The organism is Amycolatopsis sp. NPDC047767, from assembly GCF_040704195.1.
Lineage (GTDB): Bacteria > Actinomycetota > Actinomycetes > Mycobacteriales > Pseudonocardiaceae > Amycolatopsis.
Genome location: NZ_JBEYSJ010000032.1, coordinates 66,794 through 93,582 on the forward strand (window position 1 = coordinate 66,794; position 26,789 = coordinate 93,582).

General features: G+C 70.3%; 26 protein-coding genes. 17 read left to right on the plus strand and 9 right to left on the minus strand.

Annotation, left to right across the window (positions count from 1 at the left end; translation table 11 throughout):
- Window positions 1-62 precede the first annotated feature (62 nt).
- Genes AB0878_RS38905 through AB0878_RS38940 form a run of 8 tightly spaced genes read left to right on the plus strand, consistent with a single transcriptional unit; the run spans window position 63 to window position 8,477 of the window.
- Window positions 63-1,553 (plus strand): ABC transporter substrate-binding protein, encoded by a 1,491-nt coding sequence (locus AB0878_RS38905; RefSeq protein WP_366586042.1) that lies wholly within the window; start codon window positions 63-65, stop codon window positions 1,551-1,553.
- Window positions 1,550-2,494 (plus strand): ABC transporter permease, encoded by a 945-nt coding sequence (locus AB0878_RS38910; RefSeq protein WP_366586044.1) that lies wholly within the window; start codon window positions 1,550-1,552, stop codon window positions 2,492-2,494. The genes AB0878_RS38905 and AB0878_RS38910 overlap by 4 nt, the downstream gene beginning before the upstream one ends.
- Window positions 2,494-3,324 (plus strand): ABC transporter permease, encoded by an 831-nt coding sequence (locus tag AB0878_RS38915; protein ID WP_366586046.1) that lies wholly within the window; start codon window positions 2,494-2,496, stop codon window positions 3,322-3,324. The genes AB0878_RS38910 and AB0878_RS38915 overlap by 1 nt, the downstream gene beginning before the upstream one ends.
- Window positions 3,321-4,121 (plus strand): ABC transporter ATP-binding protein, encoded by an 801-nt coding sequence (locus AB0878_RS38920; RefSeq protein ID WP_366586048.1) that lies wholly within the window; start codon window positions 3,321-3,323, stop codon window positions 4,119-4,121. The genes AB0878_RS38915 and AB0878_RS38920 overlap by 4 nt, the downstream gene beginning before the upstream one ends.
- A complete protein-coding gene (locus AB0878_RS38925) occupies window positions 4,118-4,909 on the plus strand; it encodes an ATP-binding cassette domain-containing protein (RefSeq protein ID WP_366586050.1) in 792 nt (263 codons plus the stop codon). The genes AB0878_RS38920 and AB0878_RS38925 overlap by 4 nt, the downstream gene beginning before the upstream one ends.
- Window positions 4,902-6,326 (plus strand): aldehyde dehydrogenase family protein, encoded by a 1,425-nt coding sequence (locus AB0878_RS38930; RefSeq protein WP_366586052.1) that lies wholly within the window; start codon window positions 4,902-4,904, stop codon window positions 6,324-6,326. The genes AB0878_RS38925 and AB0878_RS38930 overlap by 8 nt, the downstream gene beginning before the upstream one ends.
- Window positions 6,323-7,081 (plus strand): SDR family NAD(P)-dependent oxidoreductase, encoded by a 759-nt coding sequence (locus AB0878_RS38935; protein ID WP_366586054.1) that lies wholly within the window; start codon window positions 6,323-6,325, stop codon window positions 7,079-7,081. Before AB0878_RS38930 ends, AB0878_RS38935 begins: the two co-directional genes overlap by 4 nt.
- A 13-nt stretch (window positions 7,082-7,094) precedes the next feature.
- Window positions 7,095-8,477: an amidase gene (locus tag AB0878_RS38940; RefSeq protein WP_366586056.1), complete on the plus strand. Its 1,383-nt coding sequence runs from the start codon at window positions 7,095-7,097 to the stop codon at window positions 8,475-8,477.
- Between the two features lie 22 nt (window positions 8,478-8,499).
- On the opposite strand, the gene AB0878_RS38945 is transcribed toward AB0878_RS38940, so the two are convergent.
- A complete protein-coding gene (locus AB0878_RS38945; protein ID WP_366586058.1) occupies window positions 8,500-9,357 on the minus strand; it encodes a CoA ester lyase in 858 nt (285 codons plus the stop codon).
- A 433-nt stretch (window positions 9,358-9,790) separates the two neighbouring features.
- On the opposite strand from AB0878_RS38945, the gene AB0878_RS38950 reads away from it, so the two are divergent.
- The 3 genes from AB0878_RS38950 to AB0878_RS38960 are packed head-to-tail and all read left to right on the plus strand — an operon-like array spanning window position 9,791 to window position 12,135.
- A complete protein-coding gene (locus AB0878_RS38950) occupies window positions 9,791-10,444 on the plus strand; it encodes a hypothetical protein (protein ID WP_366586060.1) in 654 nt (217 codons plus the stop codon).
- Window positions 10,445-10,481: 37 nt separating this feature from the next.
- Window positions 10,482-11,132 carry an NAD(P)H-binding protein gene (locus AB0878_RS38955; protein WP_366586062.1) on the plus strand — a complete coding sequence of 217 codons (651 nt, stop codon included), beginning with the start codon at window positions 10,482-10,484 and terminating at the stop codon, window positions 11,130-11,132.
- A 58-nt stretch (window positions 11,133-11,190) separates the two neighbouring features.
- Window positions 11,191-12,135, plus strand: a complete 945-nt coding sequence (locus tag AB0878_RS38960) for a ribose-phosphate pyrophosphokinase (protein WP_366586064.1) — start codon at window positions 11,191-11,193, stop codon at window positions 12,133-12,135.
- Here the strand turns inward: AB0878_RS38960 and AB0878_RS38965 are convergent.
- Window positions 12,132-13,436 (minus strand): D-arabinono-1,4-lactone oxidase, encoded by a 1,305-nt coding sequence (locus tag AB0878_RS38965; protein WP_366586066.1) that lies wholly within the window; start codon window positions 13,434-13,436, stop codon window positions 12,132-12,134. The two genes, AB0878_RS38960 and AB0878_RS38965, sit on opposite strands and share 4 nt — an antisense overlap.
- Window positions 13,437-13,539: 103 nt before the next feature.
- On the opposite strand from AB0878_RS38965, the gene AB0878_RS38970 reads away from it, so the two are divergent.
- Both AB0878_RS38970 and AB0878_RS38975 read left to right on the plus strand, forming a co-directional pair.
- Window positions 13,540-14,727, plus strand: a complete 1,188-nt coding sequence (locus AB0878_RS38970) for an amino acid deaminase/aldolase (protein WP_366586068.1) — start codon at window positions 13,540-13,542, stop codon at window positions 14,725-14,727.
- Between the two features lie 690 nt (window positions 14,728-15,417).
- Complete coding sequence (locus AB0878_RS38975; RefSeq protein WP_366586070.1) at window positions 15,418-16,287, plus strand: MerR family transcriptional regulator; 870 nt, start codon at window positions 15,418-15,420, stop codon at window positions 16,285-16,287.
- Here AB0878_RS38975 and AB0878_RS38980 read toward each other — a convergent pair.
- Window positions 16,260-16,886, minus strand: coding sequence for a TetR family transcriptional regulator (locus AB0878_RS38980; RefSeq protein ID WP_220245489.1), 627 nt, complete (start codon window positions 16,884-16,886; stop codon window positions 16,260-16,262). The two genes, AB0878_RS38975 and AB0878_RS38980, sit on opposite strands and share 28 nt — an antisense overlap.
- A gap of 176 nt (window positions 16,887-17,062) precedes the next feature.
- Between AB0878_RS38980 and AB0878_RS38985 the strand changes: the two genes are divergently transcribed.
- Together AB0878_RS38985 and AB0878_RS38990 are read left to right on the plus strand one after the other, a co-directional pair.
- Window positions 17,063-18,385, plus strand: a complete 1,323-nt coding sequence (locus AB0878_RS38985; protein WP_366586072.1) for a GH1 family beta-glucosidase — start codon at window positions 17,063-17,065, stop codon at window positions 18,383-18,385.
- Window positions 18,378-19,643 (plus strand): MFS transporter, encoded by a 1,266-nt coding sequence (locus AB0878_RS38990; RefSeq protein ID WP_366586074.1) that lies wholly within the window; start codon window positions 18,378-18,380, stop codon window positions 19,641-19,643. The genes AB0878_RS38985 and AB0878_RS38990 overlap by 8 nt, the downstream gene beginning before the upstream one ends.
- Window positions 19,644-19,991: 348 nt before the next feature.
- On the opposite strand, the gene AB0878_RS38995 is transcribed toward AB0878_RS38990, so the two are convergent.
- Window positions 19,992-20,396: a hypothetical protein gene (locus AB0878_RS38995; RefSeq protein ID WP_360598643.1), complete on the minus strand. Its 405-nt coding sequence runs from the start codon at window positions 20,394-20,396 to the stop codon at window positions 19,992-19,994.
- 13 nt (window positions 20,397-20,409) lie between these two features.
- Window positions 20,410-20,754 carry a hypothetical protein gene (locus tag AB0878_RS39000; protein WP_366586077.1) on the minus strand — a complete coding sequence of 115 codons (345 nt, stop codon included), beginning with the start codon at window positions 20,752-20,754 and terminating at the stop codon, window positions 20,410-20,412.
- Between the two features lie 319 nt (window positions 20,755-21,073).
- Between AB0878_RS39000 and AB0878_RS39005 the strand changes: the two genes are divergently transcribed.
- A complete protein-coding gene (locus AB0878_RS39005) occupies window positions 21,074-22,471 on the plus strand; it encodes a helix-turn-helix transcriptional regulator (protein WP_366586079.1) in 1,398 nt (465 codons plus the stop codon).
- Window positions 22,431-23,360, plus strand: a complete 930-nt coding sequence (locus AB0878_RS39010) for an aminoglycoside phosphotransferase family protein (protein WP_366586081.1) — start codon at window positions 22,431-22,433, stop codon at window positions 23,358-23,360. The genes AB0878_RS39005 and AB0878_RS39010 overlap by 41 nt, the downstream gene beginning before the upstream one ends.
- Window positions 23,361-23,599: 239 nt before the next feature.
- On the opposite strand, the gene AB0878_RS39015 is transcribed toward AB0878_RS39010, so the two are convergent.
- The 4 genes from AB0878_RS39015 to AB0878_RS39030 all read right to left on the minus strand — a co-directional run bounded on the left by AB0878_RS39015 (window position 23,600) and on the right by AB0878_RS39030 (window position 26,566).
- Window positions 23,600-24,628, minus strand: coding sequence for a CopD family protein (locus AB0878_RS39015; RefSeq protein ID WP_366586083.1), 1,029 nt, complete (start codon window positions 24,626-24,628; stop codon window positions 23,600-23,602).
- Window positions 24,625-25,194: a copper resistance CopC family protein gene (locus AB0878_RS39020; RefSeq protein ID WP_366586085.1), complete on the minus strand. Its 570-nt coding sequence runs from the start codon at window positions 25,192-25,194 to the stop codon at window positions 24,625-24,627. The genes AB0878_RS39015 and AB0878_RS39020 overlap by 4 nt, the downstream gene beginning before the upstream one ends.
- Window positions 25,195-25,944 carry a YcnI family protein gene (locus tag AB0878_RS39025; RefSeq protein WP_366586087.1) on the minus strand — a complete coding sequence of 250 codons (750 nt, stop codon included), beginning with the start codon at window positions 25,942-25,944 and terminating at the stop codon, window positions 25,195-25,197.
- A gap of 76 nt (window positions 25,945-26,020) precedes the next feature.
- Window positions 26,021-26,566, minus strand: coding sequence for a hypothetical protein (locus AB0878_RS39030; protein ID WP_366586089.1), 546 nt, complete (start codon window positions 26,564-26,566; stop codon window positions 26,021-26,023).
- Between the last annotated feature and the right edge of the window lie 223 nt (window positions 26,567-26,789).

Genomic DNA, 26,789 nt, shown 5'->3' on the forward strand with positions numbered 1-26,789 from the left:
CTACTGGTCTGACCAGTGTACTTGCTCAGTGTAGCGGCCGAGGGCCCGTCACAGGAGGCTGAATGAGAGCCCGGCTCCACCTCGCGGCGCTGGCGGTGCTGCTCGCGGCGTCGGCCTGCTCGGCCGGCTCCAGCGCGAGCGTGTCGAGCGGTCCCGACACGTTGTCGGTGGGCTTCACGGCCGAGCCCGCGAACTTCGACTTCACCCACGCCGACGGCGCCGCCATCCCGCAGGCCTTGCTGTACAACGTCTACGAGGGCCTGGTGAAGCTCGACGCGCAGGGCCAGATCGTGCCGCTGCTCGCCAAGTCGTGGACCGTGAGCCCCGACCGCAAGACCTACGACTTCCAGCTGCAGCCGGGCGTGAAGTTCAGCAACGGCGCGCCGTTCACCGCGTCGGACGTGAAGTTCTCGCTGCTGCGCGTGAAGACCGACTGGACGATCTCGATCAAGTCGGCCATGGACGTGGTCGACCACGTCGACGTCGTCTCGCCCGACCACGCGCGGGTGGTGCTGTCGAAACCCAGCAACGGCTGGCTGTTCAGCCTCACCAGCCGCCTCGGCGCGATGTTCAGCCCGACCGGGGTGGCCGACCTGGCGAACAAACCCGTGGGCACCGGGCCGTACGAGGTCGCGTCGCGCCGGCGCGGGGATTCGATCGTGCTCAAGGAGAACCCGGCCTACTGGGGCCGCAAACCCGCGTACTCCACGGTGGTGCTCAAGTACATCGCCGACCCGACCGCGCTCAACAACGCCCTGCTCAGCAACGGCATCGACGTGATCTCCTCACTCACCTCGGCCGACTCGATCCCGCAGTTCCAGGGCGACGACCGCTTCACCGTGCTGCAGGGCACCACCAACAGCGAGGTCACGCTCGCGTTCAACAATCGAAAAGCGCCGCTCGACGACCCACGCGTGCGTCAGGCCCTGACGTACGCGATCGACCGGAAAGCCGTGCTGGACCTCGTGTTCAACGGCCGCGGCACCCTGATCGGCAGCATGGTCCCGCCCACGGACCCGTGGTACGAGGACCTTTCCGGCGTCTACCCGTACGACCCGGCGAAGGCGAAGCAGCTGCTCGCCGAAGCCGGTGTGAAGAACCTCAACCTGCGGTTGCGGATCCCGAACCTGCCCTACGCCGTGTCGGCCGCGCAGGTGGTGCAGTCGCAGCTGGCCGACGTCGGCGTGCGGACGACGATCGAGCCGCTCGACTTCCCGGCCGTGTGGCTCAAGCAGGTGTTCACCGACCACGACTACGACCTGTCGATCATCCAGCACGTGGAGGCCCGCGACATCACGACGTTCGGGAAACCGACGTACTACTGGGGTTACGACAGCCCGCACGTGCAGCAGCTGCTCGCCGAGGCCGACAGCGGCACGCCGCAGCAGCAGGTCACCGACATGAAGCAGGTGGCGCGGCAGCTCAACACCGACGCCGCGGCCGACTGGTTGTTCCTCTACCCCAACGTGATCGTGGCGAAGAACAAGGTCACGGGATTCGCGAAGAACCAGGTCAGTGAGTCGTTCGACCTCACGGGGTTGAGGCCGGCATGACGGTGAAGGTGCTCCGCCGCGTGGCGATCCTCGTGGTCAGCCTGTTCGTGGCGTCGATCGTGGTGTTCCTGTTCATGGCGGTGCTGCCCGGCGATCCGGCGCAGGTCGCGCTCGGCGTCAACGCGACTCCGGAGCTGCTGGCGAAGACGCGCGCGGAGTTCGGCATCGACCGCTCGCTGGTGACGCAGTACTTCAGCTGGATCGGCGGGGTGCTGCACGGAGACTTCGGTCGCTCCTACGTCACGCGCGCAGCCATCGGGCCGCAGCTGCTCGACCGGCTCGGCGTGACGTTGTGGCTGGTCGGCGCCGGCATGGTGGTGGCGCTGGTGATCGCGGTGCCGGTGGGGATGATCGCGGCCGTGCGGCACCGCAAGCCCAGCGGGGTCACGGTTTCCGGGCTGTCGCAGATCGGCGTGGCGATCCCCGCGTTCCTCGCCGGGATCATCCTGGTGCAGATCTTCGCGGTGCAGCTGCGCTGGCTGCCGAGCGGCGGGTGGACGCCGCCGGACCAGGATGCGGGGCAGTTCGTGCGCGGGTTGATCCTGCCCGCGTTGTCGCTCGGGTTGGTGCAGGGCGCGGTGCTCACGCGTTACGTCCGCTCGGCCGTGCTCGACACGCTCGGACAGGACTACTTGCGCACGGCGCGGTCGAAAGGCCTGTTGCCGGCACAGGCGTTGCGGCGGCACGGGTTGCGCAACGCGTCGGTGCCCGTGGTCACGGTGCTGGGGCTGCAGCTCGCGACGCTGCTGATCGGCGCGGTGGTGGTGGAGCGCGTGTTCGTGCTGCCCGGCCTGGGCAGCATGCTGCTCGACGCCGTGTCGTCGCGCGATCTGCTGACGGTGCAGGGGATCGTGTTGGTGCTCGTGGCGGGAGTGCTGTTGGTGAACTTCGTCGTGGACGTGCTCTACACGGTGCTCGACCCGAGATTGCGGGGTTCGTGATGACCACGCTCACCCCGGTGCGCAACCGCAGCCTCGTGCTCGGCGCGGTGCTGGTGGCGCTCGTCGTGCTGGCCGCGCTGGTGTCGTTCGTGTGGACGCCGTACGACCCGGTGCAGGTCAACGCGGCCGAAAAGCTGCTGGGCTTTTCGGCCGAGCACCTGTTCGGCACCGACAAGTTCGGCCGTGACGTGTTCAGCCAGATCATGGTCGGCGCGCGCACCACGTTGTACGTCGGTGTGGTGGCCGTCGGCATCGCCGCGGTGATCGGCACGCCGCTGGGTGTGCTGGCGGGGCTGGCGCCGCGGTGGCTGGGCGAGGTCGTGATGCGCGTGAACGACCTGGTGCTCGCGTTTCCCGCGCTGCTGCTGGCGATCATGTTCGGCGCGGTGTTCGGCGCCGACACGCTCACGGCGATGATCGCCATCGGCATCGCGACCATCCCGTCGTTCGCGCGGATCGCGCGGTCGGGCACGTTGCAGGTGGGCAGCAGCGAGTTCGTGCTCGCAGCGCGCGCGGCCGGGCGCTCGCGCGGGAACATCGCCGTGCGCCACGTGCTGCCGAACATCTCGGGCCTGCTGATCGTGCAGTCGTCGGTGTCGTTCGCGATCGCCGTGCTGGCGGAGGCGGCGCTGTCGTTCCTCGGCTTCGGCACGCGGCCGCCGACGCCGTCGTGGGGCCGGATGCTCCAGGAGTCGCAGGAGCTGTTGACCAGCCATCCGCGGCTCGCGCTGGTGCCGGGCGTCGCGATCGCGGTGGCGGTGCTCGGGTTCAACCTGCTGGGCGACGGCTTGCGCGACCGGCTCGACCCGCGATTGGCGGCCCGCGCATGACTCTCACGGTGCAAGACCTGCGGGTCGCTGACCTGGTGCGGGACGTGTCGTTCTCGATCGGCGCGGGCGAACGCGTCGGGCTGATCGGCGAGTCGGGGTCGGGGAAGTCGCTCACGGCGTTGTCGATCATGGGGCTGCTGCCGGACGAGCTGCGCGCGACGGGTTCGGTGCGGTTGAACGATCGCGAGCTGCTGGGCGCGTCCGAACGCGAGCTGTCTCGCTTGCGCGGCAACGGGTTGTCGATGGTGTTCCAGGAGCCGATGACGGCGCTGAACCCGGCGATGCGCGTGGGCCGGCAGGTGACGGAGCCGTTCCGCGTGCACGGCCGGCGCGGGCGTCCGGCAGAGGAACTGCTGGCGGCGGTCGGGCTGCCGGGCACCGCTCGGGCGTACCCGCACCAGCTTTCGGGCGGACAGCGGCAGCGGGTGGTGCTGGCGATGGCGCTGGCCAACGAGCCGTCGCTGCTGATCTGCGACGAGCCGACGACGGCGCTCGACGTGACGGTGCAGGCGCAGATCCTGTCGTTGATCAAGGGTTCGTTGTCTGCTGAGGCCGCGTTGCTGTTCATCACGCACGACCTGGCGGTGGTGGCGGCGGTGTGCGAGCGGGTGCTGGTGATGCTGGACGGGGAGATCGTGGAGCGTGGCTCGACGCGATCGGTGCTGACAGCGCCGCAGCATGAGTACACGAAGGCCTTGCTGGCTGCTTCGGATCTCGACGCGGTTGGGGGGTCCAGGGGGGCTCGCCCCCCGGCTGGGGTCTGGGGCTCGGCCCCAGAGGATGGGGCGTTGCGATGAGTCCCGTGATCGAGGTCCGCGACCTGACGCGCGTGTACAAGCGCCGCGATGTCCAGGCGTTGCGGGGCGTGAGCTTCGACGTCGAGGCCGGTCAGCGGTTCGGCATCGTCGGTGAGTCGGGGTCCGGGAAGTCGACTTTGGTGCGGCTGCTCGCCGCGCTGGACCGGCCGACGTCGGGCACGGTTTCCTTCGCCGGGCAGCGGATCGACACCCTGCCGGAGCGGAGGCTGGGGTTCCTGCGGTCGTCGCTGCAGATCGTCTTCCAGGACCCGATGGGTTCGCTCGACCCGCGGATGCGCGTGCGGGACATCATTTCCGAGCCGCTGGGGCGGCGTTCGCCGCTGCGGGTGGCCGAGCTGCTGGAAGCCGTCGGCCTGCCCGCCGACGCCGCTTCGCGTTACCCGCACCAGTTCTCCGGCGGTCAGCGCCAGCGCATCTCCATCGCCCGCGCCCTGGCGCCGAACCCGAAAGTGCTGCTGGCCGACGAGCCGGTGAGCGCTCTCGACGTCTCCGTGCGCGCCCAGATCCTCGAGCTGCTGGCGCGCCTGGTGGCGGAGTTCTCGTTGACGCTCGTGTTCGTCTCCCACGACCTCGGCGTGGTGCGGCACGTGTGCGACCGCGTCGCCGTGATGCGGCGCGGGGAGATCGTGGAGATCGGCGCCGTCGAGGAGGTCTACGGAACACCGCAGCACGAGTACACCCGGGAACTGCTGGCGGCCGCGCCCAACCTGCGCGCCGAGCTGGCCCGGCTGAGTGGAAGGCCGAGCGGAGGGAGTGCGGATGCCTGAATACCCTGAAGGACTGCCGATCGGCGCCGGCTGGGTGTCTGTTTCGGACGCTTCGGACGTGGTTTTTCCCTACGACGGCAGTGTGATCGGGTCTGCGCCGGTTGGCACTCCCGACCTGGCGACCCGGGCGATCGACGAGGCCGTGGCTGTCGCACACGAGGTCGCGGCTCTTCCTTCGCGGACGCGGCGGCAGCTGCTGAACGACGTGGCCGCTGCGCTGCGGTCGCATCGGGAGGAGTTCGAACAGCTTCTGGTCCTGGAAACCGGAAAACCACTGGTCGACTGCCGGGTCGAGGTCGCGCGCACGATCGTCACGTGGGAAGCGGCGGCCGAGGAGGTGTCGCGCCTGCACGGCGAAACCGTGCCCCTGGACCTGCTCCCGTCGGGCGACGGCCTCGTCGGCTTCTGGAAGCGCAAGCCGATCGGCGTTGTCGTCGGGATCGCGGGCTTCAACTACCCGGTGCTGCTGGCTTCGCACAAGATCGCGCCGGCCATCGCGGCCGGCTGCCCGGTGGTGGTGAAGCCCGCTCCGCAGACGCCGTTGGCCACGTTGTGGCTGGTCCACCTCGTCCGCTCGGTGGCGCCCATCCCGGCCATGGTGCAGCTGGTCACGGGCGACGCCGCGGTCGGGTCCGCGCTGGTCACCGACCGCCGCGTCGGCGCGGTGTCGTTCACCGGCTCGGCCGCGGTGGGTCACCAGATCGCCCGCGACGCCGCTCCGACCAAGACCCTGCTGGAGCTGGGCTCGAACGCGGCTCTGGTGGTTGCTGAAGACGCCGACCTCGAAGCCGCCGCGGACGCCGTGTTGCGCGGAGGGTTCTACGCGTCCGGCCAGGCGTGCATCTCGGTGCAGCGGGTGCTGGTCGTTTCGTCGGTGGCTTCGGACTTCACCGCTCGCGTCCTGGCTCGCCTCGGTGAAGTCGTCGTCGGCGACCCGCGCGCGGAGACCACCCGCGTGTCCAAGCTGATCGACTCCCGCTCCACGGACCGCGTCGTCGAGTGGGTCGACAAAGCGACCGCTGCCGGCGCCCGCGTGCTGGCCGGCGGCTCGCTGGTCGACGGCGCCCTGGAACCGACGGTCCTGGCCGACGTCCCCGACGGCGTCGAATGCTGGGACGAGGAGATCTTCGGCCCCGTCGTCTGCCTCCGCACGGTGTCCGATGTGGACGCTGCCTTCGCGGCCGTGAACGCCTCCCGCTACGGCCTCCACGCCAGCGTCTACAGCCGCTCCCTCAGCACGGCCTTCCGCGCGCTTGACGAGCTGGACGTCGGCGGCGTCGTCGTGAACGAGGTGCCTGGCTTCCGCTCCGACACCATGCCGTACGGCGGCGTCAAGGACTCCGGCATCGGCCGCGAAGGCCCCCGCTTCGCCGTGGAAGAACTGACCGTGACCAGGATGGCGGTGCTGCGCCCGTGAGCTACGAAAACCTCTTCCGCCTCGACGGCCGCCGCGCCGTCGTCCTGGGTGGCGGCAGCGGCATCGGCCGCGAAGCCGCCCGCGCGTTGGCCGCGCACGGTGCCCACGTGATCTGCGCGGACCGTGATGTCGCCGCCGCGCGCGAGACGGGCGTGGCCGAGGCGTACGAGATCGATCTCCTCGAACCGGGCGCCGTCGAGAAGGCGGCCGCGGAGCTGGGTGAGCTCGACGTCGTCGTTCTCACCGCCGGCGTCAACGTCCGCAAACGCCTCCTCGACTACACCCGCGAGGAGTTCGACCGGGTCGTGGAGCTCAACCTCGGGGTCGCGTTCGAGGTGGTGCGCGCGTTCGGCGGGCCGATGGTCGCGCGCGGCCGCGGCAGCATCATCGGGTTCTCCTCGATTCGCGGCACGACCGTCGAGCCGGGCCAAGGCCCGTACGCGGCGACGAAAGCCGGCCTCGTGCAGCTCTTCCGCACGGCCGCCGCGGAGTTCGGACCGAGCGGCGTCCGCGTGAACGCCATCGCGCCGGGTGTCGTCGAAACCCCGCTCACCGCGCAGATCAAGCAGAATCCCGGTTGGTACGACGCCTACGCCACCAAGGGCGCCCTCGGCCGCTGGGCGCGCGCCGACGAGCTGGCCGGCGCCGTGGTGTACCTCGCTTCGGACGCTTCGACGTTCGTCACGGGCTCCGTGCTCGCCGTCGACGGGGGCTGGACCGCCGTCGACGGGCGTTTCGAACCACCCGCTTCGTGAATCGGAGGTAACGATGGAGCTGGCCGATCTGACCGCGGTGGACCTGGTCGCGGGCTACCGCGCGGGCACGGTGTCGCCCGTCGAGGCGACCGAGTCCGTCCTCGCCCGCATCGAGGCGCGCGAGCCGCAGCTGCACGCCCTGTACGCGTACGACGCGGCTTCAGCGCGCTCCGCCGCGAAGCAGTCCGAAGCCCGCTGGCACGCCGGCGAACCACTGGGCCCGATCGACGGCGTTCCCTTGACGCTGAAGGAAAACATCGCCACCCGCGGCACACCCGTCCCGCTCGGCACCGCCGCCACGGCCCTCACCCCGGCCGCCGCCGACGCTCCCGCCGCCGCGCGCGTCCGCGAGTCCGGCGCCGTGCTGCTGGCCAAAACGACCATGCCCGACTACGGCATGCTCACCTCCGGCCTCTCCAGCTTCCACACCGCCACCCGCAACCCGTGGGACCTCTCGCGCACGCCCGGCGGCTCCAGCGCCGGCGCCGCCGCGGCCGCCGCGTCCGGCTACGGTCCCCTCCACGTCGGCACCGACATCGGCGGCTCCATCCGCCTGCCCGCCGGCTGGTGCGGCCTCGTCGGCCTGAAGCCGAGCTTCGGCCGCGTGCCGGTGGACCCGCCGTTCCTCGGCCGCGTCGCCGGCCCGCTGACCAGGACCGTCGCCGACACCGCGCTGCTGATGGGCGTCCTGTCCGCGCCCGACCCCCGCGACCACCTCAGCCTCCCGCCGGCCACCCTCGACTGGGCCACACCGGCCGGTTCGCTGCGCGGCCTGCGTGTCGGCCTCCACCTCGACCCCGGCGTCGGCCTGCCCGTCGACCCGCAGATCACCGCCGCCGTCACCGCGGCCGCCACCCTCTTCGAATCCGCGGGCGCCGAGATCTCCCCGGTCGACCCCTTCCTCACCCGCGAACTCCTCGACGGCCTCGACGTCTTCTGGCGCGTCCGCGCCTGGTCCGACCTGCTGGCGCTGCCGGAAGACCGCCGCGCCCGCGTCCTGCCCTACATCGCCACCTGGGCCGGATCCGCCGCCTCGGTCTCAGCCCTCGACACCTACCGCGGCTTCGCCTGCATCGACCGCATCAGCACCGCGGCGTTGCACGCCACCTCGCCCTACGACGTCGTCCTCTCGCCGGTGTGCGCCGTCTCCGCCCCCGCCTTCGACGCCGCTTCCCCCACCAACGACCCGGCGCGCCCCTTCGAGCACATCCCCTTCACGATGCCCTACAACATGTCCGGCCAGCCGGCCATCGCCCTGAACTGCGGCTACACGTCGGACGGCATCCCGATCGGCCTGCAGATCGCGGGGCCCCGCTTCGCGGACCTGGCCGTCCTGCGCGCGGCCGCGGCGTACGAAGAGCTGCGGCCGGAGCAACGACCCTGGCCGGTCGGCTGACGACCGACCGTCCACCTGGGACTCAGCTGCCGACCGCCTCGGCCAGCGCCAGCACCCGCTGCGCTTCCTCCACGTGGAGGTTCTCGATCATCCGCCCGTCCACCGTCACCACGCCGCGGCCGGCCGCGCGGGCCTCGTCGAAGGCCGCGATCACGCGGCGCGCGTGGTCGACGTCCGCGGGGGACGGGGAGAAGATCCGGTTGCACGGCTCCAGCTGCGACGGGTGGATCAGCGTCTTGCCGTCGAAGCCGAAGTCGCGGCCCTGGCGGCATTCGGTCTCGAAACCCGAAGCGTCCTTCACGTCGTTGTACACGCCGTCGAGGATGACCTTGCCGGTCGCGCGGGCGGCGAGGACGGCGGCCGACAACGCGGAAAGCAGCGGCCAGCGGCCCGGGATGAAGGCGGCGTGCAGCTCCTTCGTCAGGTCGTTCGTGCCCATCACGAGCACGGTGAGCCGGGGCGACGCGGCGGCGATCTCCTCCGCGTGCAGGATCGCGACGGGCGTTTCCAGCATCGCCCAGATCTTCGTCGTCTCGGGCGCGCCGCCGAGCTCCAGGGCGCGCTCGATGTTGTGCACCTCGCCCGCCGAGTTCACCTTCGGCACGACCACGGCGGCGGGGCCGGCGGACGAGGCGGCGCGCAGGTCGGCGTCGTGCCACTCGGTGTCGAGGCCGTTGACGCGGATGGCCACCTCGCGCGTCCCGTAGTTCCCGAGCGCGGCACACACCCGCTCGCGCGCGGCTTCCTTCGCGTCCGGCGCGACGGCGTCCTCGAGGTCGAGGACGAGCGCGTCGGCCGGCAGGGTCTTGGCCTTCTCGAGCGCGCGTTCGTTGGCGCCCGGCATGTAGAGCACCGATCGGCGGGGCCGGATCTGCGTCATGCTCGCTCCTCACGCGACTGGACTCGAGGGGACTCGACGAGTCGTCAAACCCTAATCCGGGCCCGTGTGACACCGCTGCGGCGAAGGTCACCGCCAACCGGGTGACCCCCTCCCACCTGCGACGTCCACAGTGGAACACCGCCCGGTTGCGCCGAACGGCGTAACGCACTGGACTCTTTGCCACGCGGCGTTCCGGTCCGTGGGTAGCCGTTCGTAGGCGGTCCGTAACGCCACTCATCCCCGGCTCACTCGCTTGGCGGCACCGTCGGGCCGAAGTCCACCGACCGCCTACCGACCGGTCACCGACCGCTGAGCGCCGCCGATCGCAGCCACTCGCGCAACGTGAAGACCCCGTGCCGCCGCACTGGTACTCAAGTCATGTGCCCGTTTCACAAGGCACACAGGGGTACAGGTTGTTGAAGGAGGCGGACTCGTGGCGGCTACACCTCAGAACACCGAGCGCTCGACGGTCGCCGGCGGCGCGAAGCGCAGCCGGTCGATGCCGAGCCGGGTGGTGCCGCCGATCGAGCTCCCCGCGAGCGTCGACGAGCTGGCGCGCAAGGCCGCGGCCCTTCTGGGCTGGAACGGCGTTGTGCTGCCCGAGGCGACCCTGCTCGGCCGCAAGGTCAGCATCGTCGCCCGGCTTCGTACCGACGTGCACGCGGAGCGGATCGCGATGGGTGTCGGTCCCGTCGCCGATCGCGCCACCGTCGACTGCTGGACCTGGCCAGAGCTGGCTGCGACCGCACCCGCGCCGGCCGCCGAGATCATCGGCGTCCTCGCGGTCGCACGGCACTGGCGGACCGCGATGGCCTCCGCGGTTCCGTTCGCACGTTACGGCGAGGCCGCGATGGTTCTCCCATCGCCTGCCGTACTGACGGAAGACTACGTGGCGAACTGCCTGCCGCGCGCTCGCGCGTACGGGCTCGGCATCGCCACCGCCGACCCCCACGCCCAGGTCGACCTCGACCTCGAGGGCCGCACCGAGCGCATCCTCCTCGCCGAGGACCCCGTGTCGCGCTGGGTCAACGAAATGGCGTACGACCTGCTGCTGCGCACCGCCGAAGTCCCCGCCGACGTCGACTGACCTGCATCGGGCCCCGGACCGGACTACCGTCGGGATCATGCGAGTCGTCATTGCCGGTGGACACGGCCAGATCGCCCTTCGTCTCGAGAAGCTGCTGTCCGAGCGGGGTGATCAGCCCGTCGGGATCGTGCGCAACCCCGATCACGAGGGCGACCTGCTCGCGGCCGGCGCCGAGACCGTGGTGCTCGATCTGGAGCAGTCCGATGTGGACGCGGTCGCCGGGGTCCTCCGCGGGGCCGACGCGGCGGTGTTCGCCGCGGGCGCCGGGCCGGGCAGTGGCGAGGCGCGCAAGGACACCGTCGACCGCGCGGCCGCGGCGCTGTTCGCCGAGGCGGCCCAGAGCGCGGGCGTGCGGCGGTTCATCCAGATCGGTTCGATGGGCGCCGACACTCCCGACGCACCGGGCCTCGACCCCGTTTTCCGCGCGTACCTGCACGCGAAGGCCGCGGCGGAGGAAGACCTGAAGGCCCGCGATCTCGACTGGACGATCCTGCGTCCCGGCGCGCTGACCAACGAGTCCGGCACCGGCAACGTCAAGATCGCCCCCAAGACGGGCCGCGCCGCCGTGCCGCGGGAAGACGTGGCCGCGGTGGTCGTCGCCCTGCTCGACGCGCCGTCGACCGCGCGCCGCACCCTTGAGCTGATCTCCGGCGAGGACACGATCCCGGACGCGATCTCGGCCCTCTGACCTGCACCTCTAGGATTGGATCCGTACCCACCGGACCAGTCGAACGGGGAATCCTTCCTTGCGGGACATCGCGGTTTTCAGCGGTAGCGCTCATCCCGAACTCGCGGCGGAGATCTGCACCCACCTCGGTGTGCCGCTGCTCCCGGTGCAAGTCGAACGTTTCGCCAACGACTGCCTCCAGGTGCAGCTGCAGGCAAACTGCCGCGAACGCGACGTGTTCATCATCCAGCCGCTGGTGAAGCCGGTGCAGGAGCACCTGGTGGAGCTGCTGCTGATGCTCGACGCGGCGCGCGGCGCGTCGGCGGCCCGCATCTCCGTGGTGATGCCGCACTACGCGTACGCGCGCTCGGACAAGAAGGACGCGCCGCGCATCTCCATCGGCGGCCGGCTCGTGGCCGACCTCATGGTCACCGCCGGCGCCGACCGCGTGCTCGCGATGACGCTGCACTCGCCGCAGGTCCACGGCTTCTTCTCGGTGCCCGTCGACCACCTGCACGCGCTGCACGAGCTGGCGCGCCACTTCCGGCAGTACGACCTGTCCAACGCCACCGTCGTCTCGCCCGACCTGGGCAACGCGAAGGAGGCGGCGCACTTCGCGCGGCTGCTCGGCGCGCGTGTCGCGTCGGGCACCAAGCAGCGCTACGCCGACGACCGCGTGGAGATCACGTCGGTGATCGGCGACATCACCGGCCGCGACGTGATCGTGCTCGACGACGAGATCGCGCGCGGCAGCACCGTGCTGGAGCTGCTCGACCGCCTGCGGGAGCTGAAGCCGCGCACGATCCGCGTCGCCTGTACCCACGGGTTGTTCGCCGACAAGGCGATCGACCGGATCGGCAGCCAGGAAGACGTGCTGGAGATCGTCTGCACCAACACGGTGCCGGTCGCGGTCGAGGAGCGCAGCGAGAAGCTGAAGATCCTGTCGATCGCGCCGGCGATGGCCGAGGCGATGCGGCGGATCCACAACGGCGAATCGGTCAGCTCGCTGTTCGAGCCGATCTAGGCCGGCCCGAGCACCCGGTCCAGGTACGTGTTGGTGAACGTGCCGGCCGGGTCGCACTCCTTGCGCACGCGCAGGAAATCGTCGAAGTGCGGGTAGCGCGTGCGCAGGGTGTGGGAGTCGAGGTCGTGCATCTTGCCCCAGTGCGGGCGGCCGCCGACCTGGGCGACGATCGCCTCGAAGCCCGCGAAGTACTCGCGGTAGGGCATGCCGACGAACTGGTGGATGGCGATGTAGGCCGAGTCGCGGCCGTTCGCGGTGGACAGCCAGATGTCGTCGGCCGCGGCCACGCGCACCTCGACGGGGAACATCACCGGGTTCTCGAGCCGCGGCACGAGCGCGCGCAGCTCGGCGAGCACGTCGAGCAGTGATTCACGTGGAACCGCGTATTCCGACTCGACGAACCGCACGCCGCGGTGCGTCACGAACACGCGGTGCGAGAGGTCGCTGTACTCGCGCGCCGAAAGCACCTGTGCGGCGAACCCGCCGAGCGGCTGCACGAGCTTCGGCACGGCGCGGCCGAGCCGGCAGATGCCGCCGAAGGCAACGTTCTCCGTGAGCTCGTAGTCCACGAACTGGCGCACCTTCGACAGGGGCTTGCGCTCGGTGCCGAGCGGCTGCCGGTTGTTGCGCTTGACCAGGGCGTTCTTGCCGTAGGGGAACCAGTAGAACTCGAAGTGGTCGCACGCGGCGGCGAACTCGTCGAAGCCTTCGAGCACCTGCTCCAGCGGCTCGGGCCGTTCCTGCGCGGTCAACACGAACGAGGGTTCACACTGCAGGGTGACAGTGGTGATCACGCCGAGGGCCCCGAGGCCGACGCGGGCGGCGTTGAACAGGTCCGGGCGTTCGTCGGCGGAGCAGGTGACGACCGAGCCGTCGGCGAGCACGAGCTGCAGCCCGACGATCTGCGCGGAGATGCCGCCGAAGCGCGCGCCGGTGCCGTGGGTGCCGGTGGAAATCGCTCCGGCGATGGTCTGTGCGTCGATGTCACCGAGGTTCGTCATGGCCAGGCCGAGGCCGTCGAGCTCGGCGTTGAGCTGCTTGATCGTGGTTCCGGCGCGCACGGTCACGCGGTGCGTTTCGAGGTCGGCCGTCTCGATGCCGGTCCAGCGCGTGAGGTCGAGCGCGTCGCTGTGGGCGACGGCGATGGCCGTGAAGGAGTGGCCGCTGCCCCACGGCCGCACGCGGCGCCCGGCGTCGGCGATGCCGCTCACGACTTCGGCGATCTCGGCCGTGCTGCGGGGCCGGTGCACCCGTTGCGGGGAGGCCTTGGCGGTGCCGGCCCAGTTGCTCCACGGAGTCATCGCGCACCTTGTCGTCGCTGAGCTGAGTGTCGTTGAAGGTAGCTGGTGAAACAGTAAGTGAATGAGATTCGCGTTTCAAGCGTTGTTGTCGTACCGTAAGTCCGTGACCACCTCTCCGAACGGCTACGACCTCGCGACGAAGGACCTCGATCCACCCTTCGCGATCGTCGACCTCGACGCGTTCGACGCGAACGCGGACGACCTGCTGCGCCGCGCCGCCGGCAAGCCGATCCGGGTGGTCAGCAAGTCGGTCCGGTGCCGCTACCTGCTGGAACGCGTCCTCGCGCGCGACGGCTTCGAGGGCCTGATGTGCTACTCGCTCGCCGAAGCCGTGTGGCACGTGGAGCAGGGCACCTCGCGCGACATCGTCGTGGCCTACCCGACGGCCGACCACGAGGCGCTGCGCCGCCTCGCCGCGTCGGACGAAGCGCGCGCGGCCATCACGATCATGGTGGATTCCGCGGAGCACCTGGACCTCGTCGACGCCGCCCTCGGCCACGGCCACCCGGACATCCGCGTGTGCCTCGAATTGGACGCGTCGTGGCGCCCCCTGCCCGGCGTCCACGTCGGCACACGGCGTTCGCCGGTGTTCACCGTGAAACAAGCCGTGTCCTTCGCCCGCGAAATCGCCGCGCGGCCGGGCTTCGTGCTCAAGGGCCTGATGGCCTACGAAGGCCAGATCGCCGGTCTCGGCGACGCGGCCGGCAGTGGCGTGTCCAACTCCGTGATCGGCTGGATGCAGCGCCGCTCGGCCGCCGAGATCTCGCGCCGCCGCGGCGCCGTCGTCCGCGCCGTGCGCGACATCGCCGACCTCGAGTTCGTCAACGGCGGCGGCACCGGCAGCATCGAAACGACCGGCGCGGAACCCGCCGTCACCGAAATCGCCGCCGGCTCAGGCCTCGTCGCGCCGACGCTGTTCGACGGCTACTCCCGCTTCCACCCGCGCCCCGCCGCGCTCTTCGCCCTGCCCGTCGTCCGCCGCCCGGCCCGCGACGTCGCCACGCTCTTCGCCGGCGGCTACATCGCCTCGGGCCCCGCGGGCGCCTCGCGCGTGCCCTCGCCCTACCTCCCGGCCGGCCTGAAACTCCTGGGCTTCGAAGGCGCCGGCGAGGTCCAAACCCCGGTCACCGGCCCCGCCGCCCGCACCCTGCGCCTCGGCGACCGCGTCTGGCTGCGCCACGCCAAGGCCGGCGAACTCGCCGAACGCTTCGACACCTACCACCTCCTGCGAGGCGACCAACTCGACCGCACCGTCCCGACCTACCGCGGCGAACACAAGAACTTCGGCTGACGGCACCACCACGACCTGGAACTCGTCCTCGTACACCACCTGCCCCGGCGCGGGTGACTCAACGCGCTCACACCCGACCCCGTGCGCGTCGAGGATCTCCAAGTACCCGCGAACCCGCGCGACGAACTCCTCCGCCCCCACCTTGAACCACGCCGCCGCACCGGGCCGCTCGTACACCCCGGGATCCGCCTTGGCGGGATTGGGGAAATTGGCGTCGTACCAATCATTCGAGGCCCGCCGGAACGCCTCCTGCCCCTCGGACAGCCGCCCCGCCTTCGCGAGCCCATTCACCAAGCCGAACACGCCGGTGAACCCACCCCGCCGGTTGCGGGTCGTGCTCTGAAACCTCACGAACACCACAACTGCCCCGCTCCGCGCCGCCGAAAAGTCGCCTGGCTCCGCGCCGGCTACACCTCCGCTGGCCGTCGCTCCGCCGCGCCGATGTACCAGCCCTCCGCCCCGCAGCGCCGCCGACCAACCCCCCAGCAACAACCCTGTTGCCCGCCCACCCCGGCGGAGACAAACCCCCGCCCACCACGGGGGGACGCCCCGATCCCATTCTACCGGCCGGAAGTCGCGCCAAGGCCGCAAAAGCCGAGTTGTCCACAGCGGACACAAGTTGTGGACAACTCCTGTGGACAAACCGAAACCCTTGCGCCTCCCACCGGAGGAGCAGGCACGCTTGTCCCCGTGGAAGACGACGAACTTCTCTCCATCGGCGAGCTGGCCCGGCGAACCAAGCTGTCCGTCAAGGCGGTCCGTTACTACTCCGACCTCGGGCTGGTCCCCACCAACGGTCGGGACGGAGCCGGACGTAGGCGGTACAGCCCGGACGCCGTGAAAAGGCTCGGCGTGATCCGGACTTTGAGAGCGCTGGGCGTCGGTCTGAAGACCATTCGAGCCGTCGTCGGACACGAAGCCGAGCTGAGCGAGGTCGCGGCCGGAGAGGCTCAGGCGATCGGCGAAACGATCAAAGTGCTCCAGTTGCGGCGCGCGGTTCTCCTGGCCGTCGCGCGCAACGGGGTCGGCTGGGAGGAAGTCGAGATGGTGCATGAGCTGGCCGCGATGTCGGTGCAAGAGCGGCGGAAGCTGATCGGTGAGTTCCTCGACGAGGTCTTCGGCGGCCTCGACGCGTCGCAAGCGGGCATCAAACGCACCCTCACCCCGGAGCTGCCCGACGAGCCCACCCCCGACCAAGTCGACGCCTGGGTCGAGCTGGCCGAGCTCACCCAGGACCCGGACTTCCGCGCCGCACTCCACGACCTGGCCGCCGCCCAGCCCCGCACGCGGATCCCGGCCAAAGACGTCATCGCCGAAGTGGCCGGGATCAACCAAGAAGCAGATCCCAGGGGACCGGAAGGCGCCCAAGCCCTCCGGCGCATCAACCCGACCCGGCAAGACTTGGCGCGCATCAAGCAAGCCCAAGACCCCCGCCGAGACCGCTACCTCCGGCTACTCGCCACCGTCAACGGCTGGGCCGCACCAACGCCACTCACGCCGGCCCTCGAGTGGTTCGAAACGGCCACCCGCCATCACTCGCCGAACTTGCTCGCCAAGTAGCCCTTCACCACGTGCTTGGCCTCCGCCACGATCCGCTCGTCGCCCTGCGGGTCGCGGCGGAAGGCCAGCTTCAGCAGTGCGTCGGCGGTCTCGTTGGCGATGGCGATGGCGAACCGGAGCTCGTCCGCCGGGCGGTCGACCTGCACGCGCAGGATGTCCACCAGCGAGTCGACGATCACGGAGTTGTTGTCGCGCTCCTCGTCGAGGAGCTGGACGTCGATGACGTCACCGAAGTGGACCTTGGAGAAGCCCGGGACCTCGCGGTGCATCCGCAGGTAGATGTCGAGCACGGAGTCGACGATGTTCCACCAGTGCTCGGGGTTGAGCTCCTTCAGCCGCTCGTTCACCGCGGCCACGAAACGCTCCAGGTTGCGCTGCGTCAGCGCCTGGACGACGGCCCGCTTGTCGGGGAAGAACTGGTACAGCGAGCCCACCGCGACGTTCGCGCGTTTGGCGATCAGCGTGGTCGTCAGCGCGTCGTAGCCGAGCTCGTCGATGAGCTGCGCGCTGGCGTCGAGCATCTGCTCCACGCGCTTGGCGCTGCGCTGCTGCACGGGCTTGCGCCGCAGCGGAGTGGTCTCCGCCTGGGTCTCCGACACTGTCGTTCCTCGGTCCTTCTCGCTTCCCTGTTCCGCCGGTGCCGGCGGAACCACTCGTCTGATCTGGGACTTTAGCGCCCTTGTGGGCTTCCCCCTGGACGAGTGACGACCTAGCATATGAGAACTTTTCACGTTCACCCGACCGGGTGGCCGGATGAGAAAGGTGTGTTCCGCCGGTGGACTATCCGACCTTCCCGCCCGAATTCCTGTGGGGTGTCTCGACCTCGGCGTTCCAGATCGAAGGCGCCACGGCCGAAGCCGGCCGCGGACCGTCCATCTGGGACACCTTCACCGCGACCGACGGCAAGATCGCCCGCGGTGAGGACGCCAAGGTAGCGGCGGACCACTACCACCGCTACTCCGAAGACATCGCCCTGATGGCGGAACTCGGGGTGGGCGCCTACCGGATGTCCATCGCCTGGCCGCGCATCCAGCCGACCGGCACCGGCAAACCCAACGCCGAAGGCCTCGCCTTCTACGACAAGCTCATCGACGACGTCTGCGCCGCCGGCATCGCGCCCGCCGTCACGCTGTACCACTGGGACACGCCCCAGGCACTCGAAGACGACGGCGGCTGGCTCAACCGCGACACCGCCCACCACTTCGCCGAATACGCCGCCATCCTCGGAGAACGCTTCGCCGACCGGGTGAAACTGTGGATCCCGCTCAACGAGCCCATGGTCATGTCGATCTACGGCTACGGCATCGGCGAGTACGCGCCCGGCCGGTTCCTCCTGCTCGACGCCCTTCCGACGGCCCACCACCAGAACCTCGCCCACGGCCTCGCCACGCAGGCGCTGCGGGCCGCCGGCGCCGAGAGCGTCGGCACGGCCAACAACCACTCACCCATCTGGCCCGCCGACGAAGACGACGAAACCGAAGCCGCCAAAACCTGGCTCGACGCCCTGCTCAACCGCACCTTCGCCGACCCGGTCCTGCTCGGCAGCTATCCCGCGCAGATCCACCCGCACCTGCCCGACGGCTTCGAAAAAGACCTGCCCACGATCCACCAGCCGCTCGACTTCTACGGCGTCAACTACTACGAGCCCCAAGGCGTCGCGGCACCCGGCGAGGGGAATCCCCTTCCGTTCGAGCTGCGCCCGGTCGAGGGTTACCCGGTGACCACCAACGACTCGCCGATCGTGCCCCAGGGCCTGCACGAGCTGCTGGTGTCGTTCCAAGACCGCTACCGAGAGCACCTCCCGCCCGTCTACATCACCGAAAACGGCTGCAGCTTCGCCGACGCACCCGACGAACACGGCCAGGTCCACGACCCCGAACGCATCGACTTCCTCGACGGCCACCTCCGGGCCCTGCGCGAAGCGATGGACGCCGGCGTCGACGTGCGCGGCTACTTCGTCTGGTCCCTGCTCGACAACTTCGAGTGGTCCAAGGGCTACGCACCCCGCTTCGGGCTCGTGCACGTGGACTACGAGACTCAGCGCCGCACACCGAAGGACTCCTTCGCCTGGTACCGAAAGCTGGTCCGCCATGAGTGACACGACCACCAACCGGCTTCCGGCGGCGCTGGCCGAACCCGTCGCGCGGGTGCGGCCGGGCTGGATGAGCCTGCTGTTCTTCGCGAACATCGCGATGTGGCTGGGGATCTACGCGCCGATCCAGGTCCTGCTGCCGCAGCAGGCCGAGCTGCTCGACGCCGCGAACAAGGAAACGGTGTTCGGCGTGGTCACGGGCGTCGGCGCGGCGGTGGCGCTCGTCGCGAACCCGCTGGTCGGCCTGCTGTCCGACCGCACGGTCTCGCGCTTCGGCCGCCGCCACCCGTGGACCGTCCTGGGTGCCGTCCTCGGCGCGGCCGGGCTGCTGGTGCTGGCCGAGGCGCCCAACGTCGTCGTGATGACCATCGGCTGGTGCCTCGTGCAGGCCGGGCTCAACGGCATGCTGGGCGCCACGCTCATGTGCGGCATCGCCGACCGCGTCCCGGTCGGGCAGCGCGCGCAGGTCGGTGGGCTCGTCGGCATCGCGCAGATGCTCGGCACGGTGCTCGGCGCCGTGGTGGTCGTGGTGATGCTCGACGTGGCGGGCCTGCCGCTGGGGTACGCGGTGTGCGCGGTGATCGTGCTCGGCGGGGCCGGCGCGTTCGTGTTCCGCACGCCCGACGCGCGCCTGCCCCGGGAGTTCCGGTCCAGCACGCGGTTCCGGCGGTTCCTCAACGACCTGTGGGTGTCGCCGCGCAAGCACCCGGACTTCGCGTGGGCCTGGGGCTGTCACTTCATGATCAACCTGGGCAACGCGTTCGGCACGCTGTTCCTGCTGTTCTTCCTCAAGGACGCGGTGCACTACCCGTCGCCGGAAGACGGGCTGCTCATCATGATGGGCCTCTACGGCGTGGCGCTGGTGATCGGCGCCGTGCTGGCCGGGCACTTCTCGGACAAGTCGGGCCGCCGCAAGCCGTACGTCCTGGCGTCCTCGGCCGTGATGGCGATCGCCGCGCTGCTGCTGGTGGTGTGGCAGACGTGGCCGGCGGCGCTGATCGCTTCGCCGCTGCTGGGCATCGGGTTCGGTGTGTACATGGCCGTGGCGCTGGCGATGCTCACGCAGGTGCTGCCGGTCGCGCAGAACCGGGCGAAGGACCTCGGCGTGGTGAACATCGCCGGTTCGCTGCCCCAGGTCGTGGCACCGCTGCTGACGACGTTGATCCTCAAGTTCCTCGGCGGCTACCCGGCGCTGTTCGGGGCGGCGGCGCTGGCGACGGTCCTCGCGGGTGTGCTCGTCACGCGAGTGAAAGCCGTGCGGTGATCAGTCCGGTAACCAGAGTGGTAATCGGGCAAACCCGATAACTCCGGGAAGTGGAACCGCGGGCCGGTGCCGGTCGGGGGAGGGGAGTGCAACGGCACCGGCCCGCGGAGTTTGTGGTCGTAGCCAGGGAGTTGGCCCGGCTGCGATGATCTTCAACCTAGCGGCGGATTTCGCCGTCCGCTAGAGCTTGCCGTGATAATTTTCGATTAATCGCGATGGGGACTGGGGTAACCGGGGCTGGTTCGCCTCGCTCGGGGGGACGGACGAACCAGCCCGCGGCCACGGCGAGAGTGCCGGTGCCGGTCCGACCGGGGCAGTCGGGTCCGGCGCTCGCTCGCCTGCTCGGGATCAGGCCGTGACGGCCCGGGGGTTCACCAGCGCGTGGCGGCCGGTGGTTTCGGCGGGCGTCGCGCGCCGCGCCTGGTTCGGGACGCGGCGACGGCTCGCACGGCCCTCGTCCTGCGTGCGGGCCTGCGGAGCGAGGCCGCCGGCGACGAGGTGCTCGTGCGCCACCTGCCACACCGAGCACGGCGCCTTGCAGCGGTGCCACCGGGTGGAGCACGTGGGGCAGTCACCACGCTCGTCGGGCTCGTGGGCCTGCAGCATCGCCCGCCAGCCTTCGGTCAGGCGCGGCAGTTCGGAGCGGGCCACCGAGACGAGCGACTGGGCGTCGGCGCGGGTCGCCAGGTCGGACAGCATGTCGAGGCGTTCCCAGACCGCGTTGCGGAGGACCTGCCCGAGTACCTGATCCATGGAGAGCTCACCGTTACCTTTCCGCCATTTTGGCGGCTTCGTTGAGAGCGGCCCTGAGCTGGCCGAGCTGACCGGATGTCAGGCGAGCGGTCTCACCGGGAGGCGAAACGACGACGACCTGGTCGTTCTCCACGAACACCGTCACCGCACGCTCGCGGCTGATGAGGTCGCCGCACTGCACGCGCCACACCAGCTGTCCGCCTTCGTAGTGACGGACACCCGCGGTGCGGGGGTCGGCCGCGGCGGAGGGGGTGACCGGCCGGGTCGCGGTCGCGATTCCCGGCACGCCCGGGGCGGGCCGCAAGGGCCGCATCGCGGTCCCGGCATGTCCTCCTGCGAGCGAGTCAACGAACTCCACTGGCCCTCCACCGCTCTCTCGTCCCTGTGTGCACCTTGCGAGATGCACATCCGCGTCGTCGCCGGTCTCCCGGTCTTCGTCGCTCTCCGTGATCGCTACCGGTGTCCGGGCGGTGACGGAGATCTGACAACTACAGTGAAGTGAAACCGAGTGCGATAGAAGGTCGAAACCGCGTCATAGCGGTGACCGGGCGGGGTTCCACGGTAAGCGGTCAGTGGAGTTCGGCCGGGCCGATCAGACACACTGTCTGCTCGATTCACATGCTTCTCGAGGTGTGCTTAGTCTGCTTCCGACGCCCAACGGACGGTGAGGGGTCGTTATGGACGCCAGTGCTGGCGACAGTGTTTCCGGTGGCACCGATGCCCGGCAGGGCAGCCCGGTTCCGCCCGATGCCTGGGAACAGCCGGAGATGCGCTCGGCGCTGGCGGCCCGGGAGGTCAGCGCGGTGTACCGCCTGTTGCGCAAGCACGGTGTCTCGCAGCGCCAGATCGCCGCGATGACCGGCCAGTCGCAGTCCGAGGTGTCGGAGATCCTCAAGGGTCGCCAGGTCATGGCCTACGACGTGCTCACGAGAATCGCCGACGGCCTGGGTGTCCCCCGTGGATACATGGGTCTCGCGTACGACGAGACCACGGCGATACGGGTCGTCGGTTCGTCCGACGGCCGGCAGGCTGAGGAGGACGAGTCCGTGAAGCGACGGAGGTTCCTCGCGCACGCCGCCCAGGTCACGATGGGTGCGGCGGTGTTCGGTCAGGAATCGGGGACGTGGTCCGCGGCCCCCGCGCGAACGCCCGCACCCGGGCGCATCGGCACGACCGACGTCCGCCAGGTGGAGGCGGCGACGAGGGCGCTTCGCGCGCTCGACTACCAGTACGGCGGCGGGTTCTGCCGCGACGCCGTGGTGGCGCAGCTGTCCTGGGGCCAGCAGATGCTCGAGTCCACCGCGACCGAAGCGGTGAAGCAGCGCCTGTTCGTCGCGCTCGCCGACCTGCACAGCCTCGCCGGCTGGACCTCGTTCGACACCGGCCTGATGGACTCCGCCCGCGGCCACTTCGCCAACGCGCTCGACCTGGCCAAGCAGGGTGACAGCCACCCGCTCGTCGCCAACGTCCTCTACCGCATGGGCCGCGTCTACCTGCACAACGACGCCCCCAACGACGCGCTGAAGCTCTTCCAGCTCGGCCAGATCGCCGCCCAGGAGTCGGGTTCCGAGCTCGCCGTCGCGGTGCTCTGCGCCAACGAGGCCTGGGCCTACGCGATGATGGGCAACGAGGAGCAGGCCACGAAGCTGCTCGGCCGCAGCAAGGACGAGTTCGCGCGCGCCGACATCGCCAACGCCGAGTCGTGGGTGAAGTTCTTCAACGAGACCGACGTCTACGCGATGACCGGCACCGTGCACACCGTGCTGGCGCAGAAGAACCCCGAGCACACCAAGTACGCCATCCCGGCCCTGACCAGGGCCGTCGACTCCTACACCGACGACATGGCGCGCAGCAAGACGTTCATGCTCAGCGCGCTGGCCACCAACCACCTGCTCGACGGCGATCTCGACCACGGCGCCAAGGTGGGCAGCAAGGCCATCGACTACGCCGAGAGCATCAAGTCGGAGCGCGTGAAGGACCGCCTGCGCCCGCTGCAGGTGGAGGCCGAGCGTCGACGCAACAACGGTGACGCCCGTGATCTCGCCGACCGGCTCAAGATCTTCTACGCCGCCTGACGTCGGCGGCCGGTTCACGCCCGCGAAGCTGCGGGAAGCGCTGACCGAAACGTGCGCGTTGCTGGGCCTGGACCCGGCCGGCGCGCGGCTGCTGCGGTTCACCAACAACGCGGTGTACGTGCTGGCCACGGCCCCGGTCGTGGTCCGGATCGTCGGCTCGACCAGGCTTCGGCACCGCGTCGGCACGGTCGTGTGCGTCGCGGAGCACTTCGCGCGCCATGACATTCCCGCGATCCGCCTGCTGGAAGGCATCGGCCAGCCCATGCACGCCGGGGCGCACCTGGTCACGGCGTGGCACGAGGTCCCGTCCGTCGGGCGCCCGCCCACGCCTGCCGACCTGGCCGGGCTGCTGCGCCGGGTCCACGCGCTGCCGCCGCCCGCCGGGCTCGCCGAGTGGGCGCCGTTCGACGCGGTGCGCGCCCGGGTGTCCGACGCCGAGGAGCTCGCCGACGACGACCGGCGGTTCCTGCTGGAGCGCTGCGCCGAGGTCGAGACGCAGCTGGCCGAGCTGGACTTCCCGCTGGCCAGGGGCTTCGTCCACGGCGACGCCTACCCCGGCAACGTGATTCCCGGCCCGGACGGCCCCGTGCTGTGCGACTTCGACTCGTCCTGCGTCGGCCCGCCGGAGTGGGATCTCACGCCGCTGGCCGTGGGCCGTGAGCGGTTCGGGGACCCGCCGGGCCGCTACGAGGAGTTTTCCCGCGCGTACGGCTTCGACGTCACGGCCTGGTCGGGCTTCCCGGTGCTGCGCGCCGTGCGCGAGCTGAAGCTCACCACCAGCGTGCTGCCGATCCTGCGCAGCCACCCGCAGGTGCGCCCCGAGCTGCACCGCCGTCTCGACGACCTCCGCCACGGCCGCACGGCCGCCGGCTGGACGCGCTACCGCTGACCGGCACTAGTGGCCCGCGCCACATTCATGAGCTGCTGCACGTGCATTCGACGCCTGAAGAGGACCACTCGTCGCTTCCCCGAAGATCGCTTGCGGGGTCTCCGCGCCAGTAGAAAATTCGGTGCGGCCGATCGCCTCTAACGGAGGACTGCTACTCCCGTGGTGCAACTTGCAGCTACGTGCGGTGAGAACCAACGGGTAACGAGCTGGGAAACAGTGGGATTTCGAGGAAATCGGCTTCAGGAGACGGCGACCGGCGCCCGTGTCAGCACGACGGCGAAGCCGAACGCCAGCCCCATGACCGTGAGCTCAAGCGTCGCCCACGACGCGATCGCCGTGCGGTTGTGGCGCACGATCTGCGGCATCAGCCGCCAGCGCAGGTTGGCCGCGAGCAGCGCGATCGCCCCGGTGCACGCGATCTTCAGCAGCACCAGTTGCCCGTACGGCGTCGTGAACACACCCGCCCAGAAGCTGATGGTCGGGTTGGCCAGGATCTCGACGGCGCCGTTGAACACGCCGGTCACCGCCGAGACGGCCAGGCACAGCGTCGCCAGCTTGGAGAACCGCGGCAGCGCGTGGGCCAGCAGCGTGCGGTTCGTCGCGAGCAGCACGATCATCGCGCCGAGGCCGCCGCACCAGGCGACGGCGCTCATCACGTGCAGCTCCATCGAGATCATCGTGTAGTCGTGCCACGACGAGTTGGACGCGTGGCCGGTCACCGGCAGCGGCAGCAGCGCGAACATGCCCACGCCCACGCGCACCTCGGCCGGCACCTTCTCGCCCTGGCGCAGCGCGAGGAACCCGAGCCCGGCGTGCAGCAGCGCCAGCACCGCGACGATCACCAGCGCCTTGCCCGCGCCGACTTCGGCGATGTACGCGCCGATGTCGCTCGCGGTCAGCGTCGACTTGCCCGGCTTGTACTCCGCGGTCTGCAGGATCAGCGCGACCACCGAGCTCGCCGACCAGATCAACGCGGCGGCGACGGCGGCCGGCCGCGCCCGCCGCATGATCGGCTCGGTGAGCTTCGGCCGGTCGTAGCCGACCATCACCGAAAGCAGGCCCAGCCCGATCGTGGCGACCGCGGCCAGGTCCATCAGCACGCGCACGATCGGGATGGCGGCCGAGACCACCTCGCTGGGCTCCACCACACCCGGGATGGGTGCCGACGCCGTGAGCGCGACGCCGATCAGCGCGCCCAGCAGGCCCGCCGTGACCACGCAGAGCAGCGTGGACCAGCGGACCGTCGAGGTGGTCTCGGCTCTCGTCACTGCTTCGTCTTCTCCTGGCTCGGCTCACGCCCGGTGCGCAGCGCGACGGTGAGCCCGATCGCGAGCAGCACCACCGCGCCCGCGATCCAGACCCAGATGGGAATCCCGGTCGAGCTGGACGTCGAGGACGTCGCCGACGTACCGGCGGCCGGTGCCCCGGACGCCTTGGCCGCGTCGACCTTCGCCGGCGTACCCGAGCCCGCCTTGGTGAGGGTGAACGGGATCTCGCCCGACACCGGGTGCCCGTCGGCCGACAGGATCCGGTAGCCGACCGTGTACTTGCCCGCCGGGCCGAGCGGCCGCAGCGGTGCGCTGATCACGTTGTTCTCCACGGTCACCGGGCCTTCGGCCCACTGGTTCCCGTCGGGTCCGGTCACCGCGATCTGGTTCACGTCGGCGTTCTGCACGTACTGGTCGAACGTCAGCGTGACCTTCGCCGGACCGGTGGCCAGCGATGCGCCGTCGGCCGGGTCGGAACTGATCAGCACGTTGTGCGCCAGCGCCGGGGTGGCCGTGCCCAGCAGGGCCACCCCGGTGATTGCCAGCGCGAGGAGCGCTTTCCGCATTTACTTGGTTCCTTCGGTGTTTCCGGTGCGCCGCGAGCGCGTGATGGCTCCGACGCCGAAGCCGAGCCCGAGCGCACCGACGACGAGGCCGGCGCCGCCGAGCCAACGGGCGGTGCTGTCGGAGGAATCGACCGCGGCCGCCTGCGTTTCGGCGTTCGTGGTCGACGCGGTCATGCCGGCGTGTTCATCCCCGCCACTCTTGGCGGCGAGCTTGATGGTGGGCGCCGGGTGTTCCGGCTCCTCACCGCCGGCGGTCGCCGTTTCGTTCCACGACACCACCTTGCCGGCCTCGTAGGTCTGGATGGCGGGGAACTCGAGCTGGTCCACGTTCGCCGGCAGCGGGCCGGCGCTGACCTCGAACTCCTGGAACTGGTTCTGCCCGATCTTGGTGCCGGTGTCGGCGGTCCAGACGACCTTGGTGACGGCTTCGGTGATCTTCGTGCCCGACGCGGTGGTCACCGGCTGGGGGAGCGTCGACTTGGTGACCTGCGCGGTCCAGCCCGGGATCGGCTTGGTGCTCACGCTGCCGATGCCGTACTCCGGCTTGAAGTCCACTTCGAGCCCGATGGTGCCGAGCTTCGCGTCCTCGTTGGGAACGCGGAAGAAGATCGCGCCGTACCCGCCCTGGGTCGCCGGGGCGCCGTAGACGTTGGCGGTGACGTGGGCCGACGCGATGCCGGCGCCGAGCAGGCCGGTGATGCCGACAGTGGCGGCCAGCACACCGGCGCGCTTGAAGACGTGATGGGACACAACTGCTCCTGAACAGGGGGTGATCCGGTGGAGAGCCTTCGGGGGTTCCACCGGTGAGGGAAAAGGGAAATCGGGTTCAGGGCAATGCCGGAGGCCCGCGCCGGCCGCGGACGCGCCGCAGCTCGACGTCGAGGATCGCCACGGACCGCACGGGTCGCGGCGGGAGTGCCACGGCCGCGCCGGCGGGCACGGGTAGTGGCGGTGTGAGGAGCGGCAGGACCGCTCGCACCACGTGGAGCACGGCCAGCAGCAGCGCGTCGGCGCGAGCCAGCAGCAGGGCGGTGATGAGCGTGGCGACGGCGTGCGAAGCCGTCATCGTCCAGCCGCTCGCCCAGCCCGCGGCCGGGTGGCCGTCGTGGCCCGCGAGCGTCGTCAGCACCAGGTGCATCACCAGCTGGCCGGCACCGAGCACGGCGATGGTCGCGAGGCGGCCGCGGGCCTTGCCCGCGAGCGCGGTGCCCGTCCAGCCGAGCAGACCGGTGAGCAGGACCGTGAGCGCCGGGTCGGGCAGCCCGCCGTCGGCGACGCCGTGGGCGGTCACCGCGAGTGACGCCGAACTGGCCGCGAGCAGCCCGCCGCGCGCAGCGGCCAACGCGCCGCGGTGCCGGGTCCGGGTGCTCACGGACAGCAGTTTATCGGCACTCCGGCGGGTGATCGAGCACTCCCGGCCTGTGAGCACGGTCTCGGTGAACGTTCAAGTAAATGCTGGTCGCAGCGTTGCGATCAGGCGACGACCGCCCGGCCAGGCCGCTCGCTTCGGTTGCCGATCGTCTCAGGATGCGAAACGGTGGTCTGACCAACGGTGAGACAGGAGGTTTGGTCCGCGTTCGTTCTGGGTAGTCACC

Excerpts from the sequence above, each read along its gene's own strand:
- AB0878_RS38905 (WP_366586042.1), top strand. The coding sequence starts at position 63 with ATGAGAGCCCGGCTCCACCTCGCGGCGCTGGCGGTGCTGCTCGCGGCG.
- AB0878_RS38910 (WP_366586044.1), top strand. The coding sequence starts at position 1,550 with ATGACGGTGAAGGTGCTCCGCCGCGTGGCGATCCTCGTGGTCAGCCTG.
- AB0878_RS38915 (WP_366586046.1), top strand. The coding sequence starts at position 2,494 with ATGACCACGCTCACCCCGGTGCGCAACCGCAGCCTCGTGCTCGGCGCG.
- AB0878_RS38920 (WP_366586048.1), top strand. The coding sequence starts at position 3,321 with ATGACTCTCACGGTGCAAGACCTGCGGGTCGCTGACCTGGTGCGGGAC.
- AB0878_RS38925 (WP_366586050.1), top strand. The coding sequence starts at position 4,118 with ATGAGTCCCGTGATCGAGGTCCGCGACCTGACGCGCGTGTACAAGCGC.
- AB0878_RS38930 (WP_366586052.1), top strand. The coding sequence starts at position 4,902 with ATGCCTGAATACCCTGAAGGACTGCCGATCGGCGCCGGCTGGGTGTCT.
- AB0878_RS38940 (WP_366586056.1), top strand. The coding sequence starts at position 7,095 with ATGGAGCTGGCCGATCTGACCGCGGTGGACCTGGTCGCGGGCTACCGC.
- AB0878_RS38945 (WP_366586058.1), bottom strand. The coding sequence starts at position 9,357 with ATGACGCAGATCCGGCCCCGCCGATCGGTGCTCTACATGCCGGGCGCC.
- AB0878_RS38955 (WP_366586062.1), top strand. The coding sequence starts at position 10,482 with ATGCGAGTCGTCATTGCCGGTGGACACGGCCAGATCGCCCTTCGTCTC.
- AB0878_RS38965 (WP_366586066.1), bottom strand. The coding sequence starts at position 13,436 with ATGACTCCGTGGAGCAACTGGGCCGGCACCGCCAAGGCCTCCCCGCAA.
- AB0878_RS38990 (WP_366586074.1), top strand. The coding sequence starts at position 18,378 with ATGAGTGACACGACCACCAACCGGCTTCCGGCGGCGCTGGCCGAACCC.
- AB0878_RS38995 (WP_360598643.1), bottom strand. The coding sequence starts at position 20,396 with ATGGATCAGGTACTCGGGCAGGTCCTCCGCAACGCGGTCTGGGAACGC.
- AB0878_RS39005 (WP_366586079.1), top strand. The coding sequence starts at position 21,074 with ATGGACGCCAGTGCTGGCGACAGTGTTTCCGGTGGCACCGATGCCCGG.
- AB0878_RS39020 (WP_366586085.1), bottom strand. The coding sequence starts at position 25,194 with ATGCGGAAAGCGCTCCTCGCGCTGGCAATCACCGGGGTGGCCCTGCTG.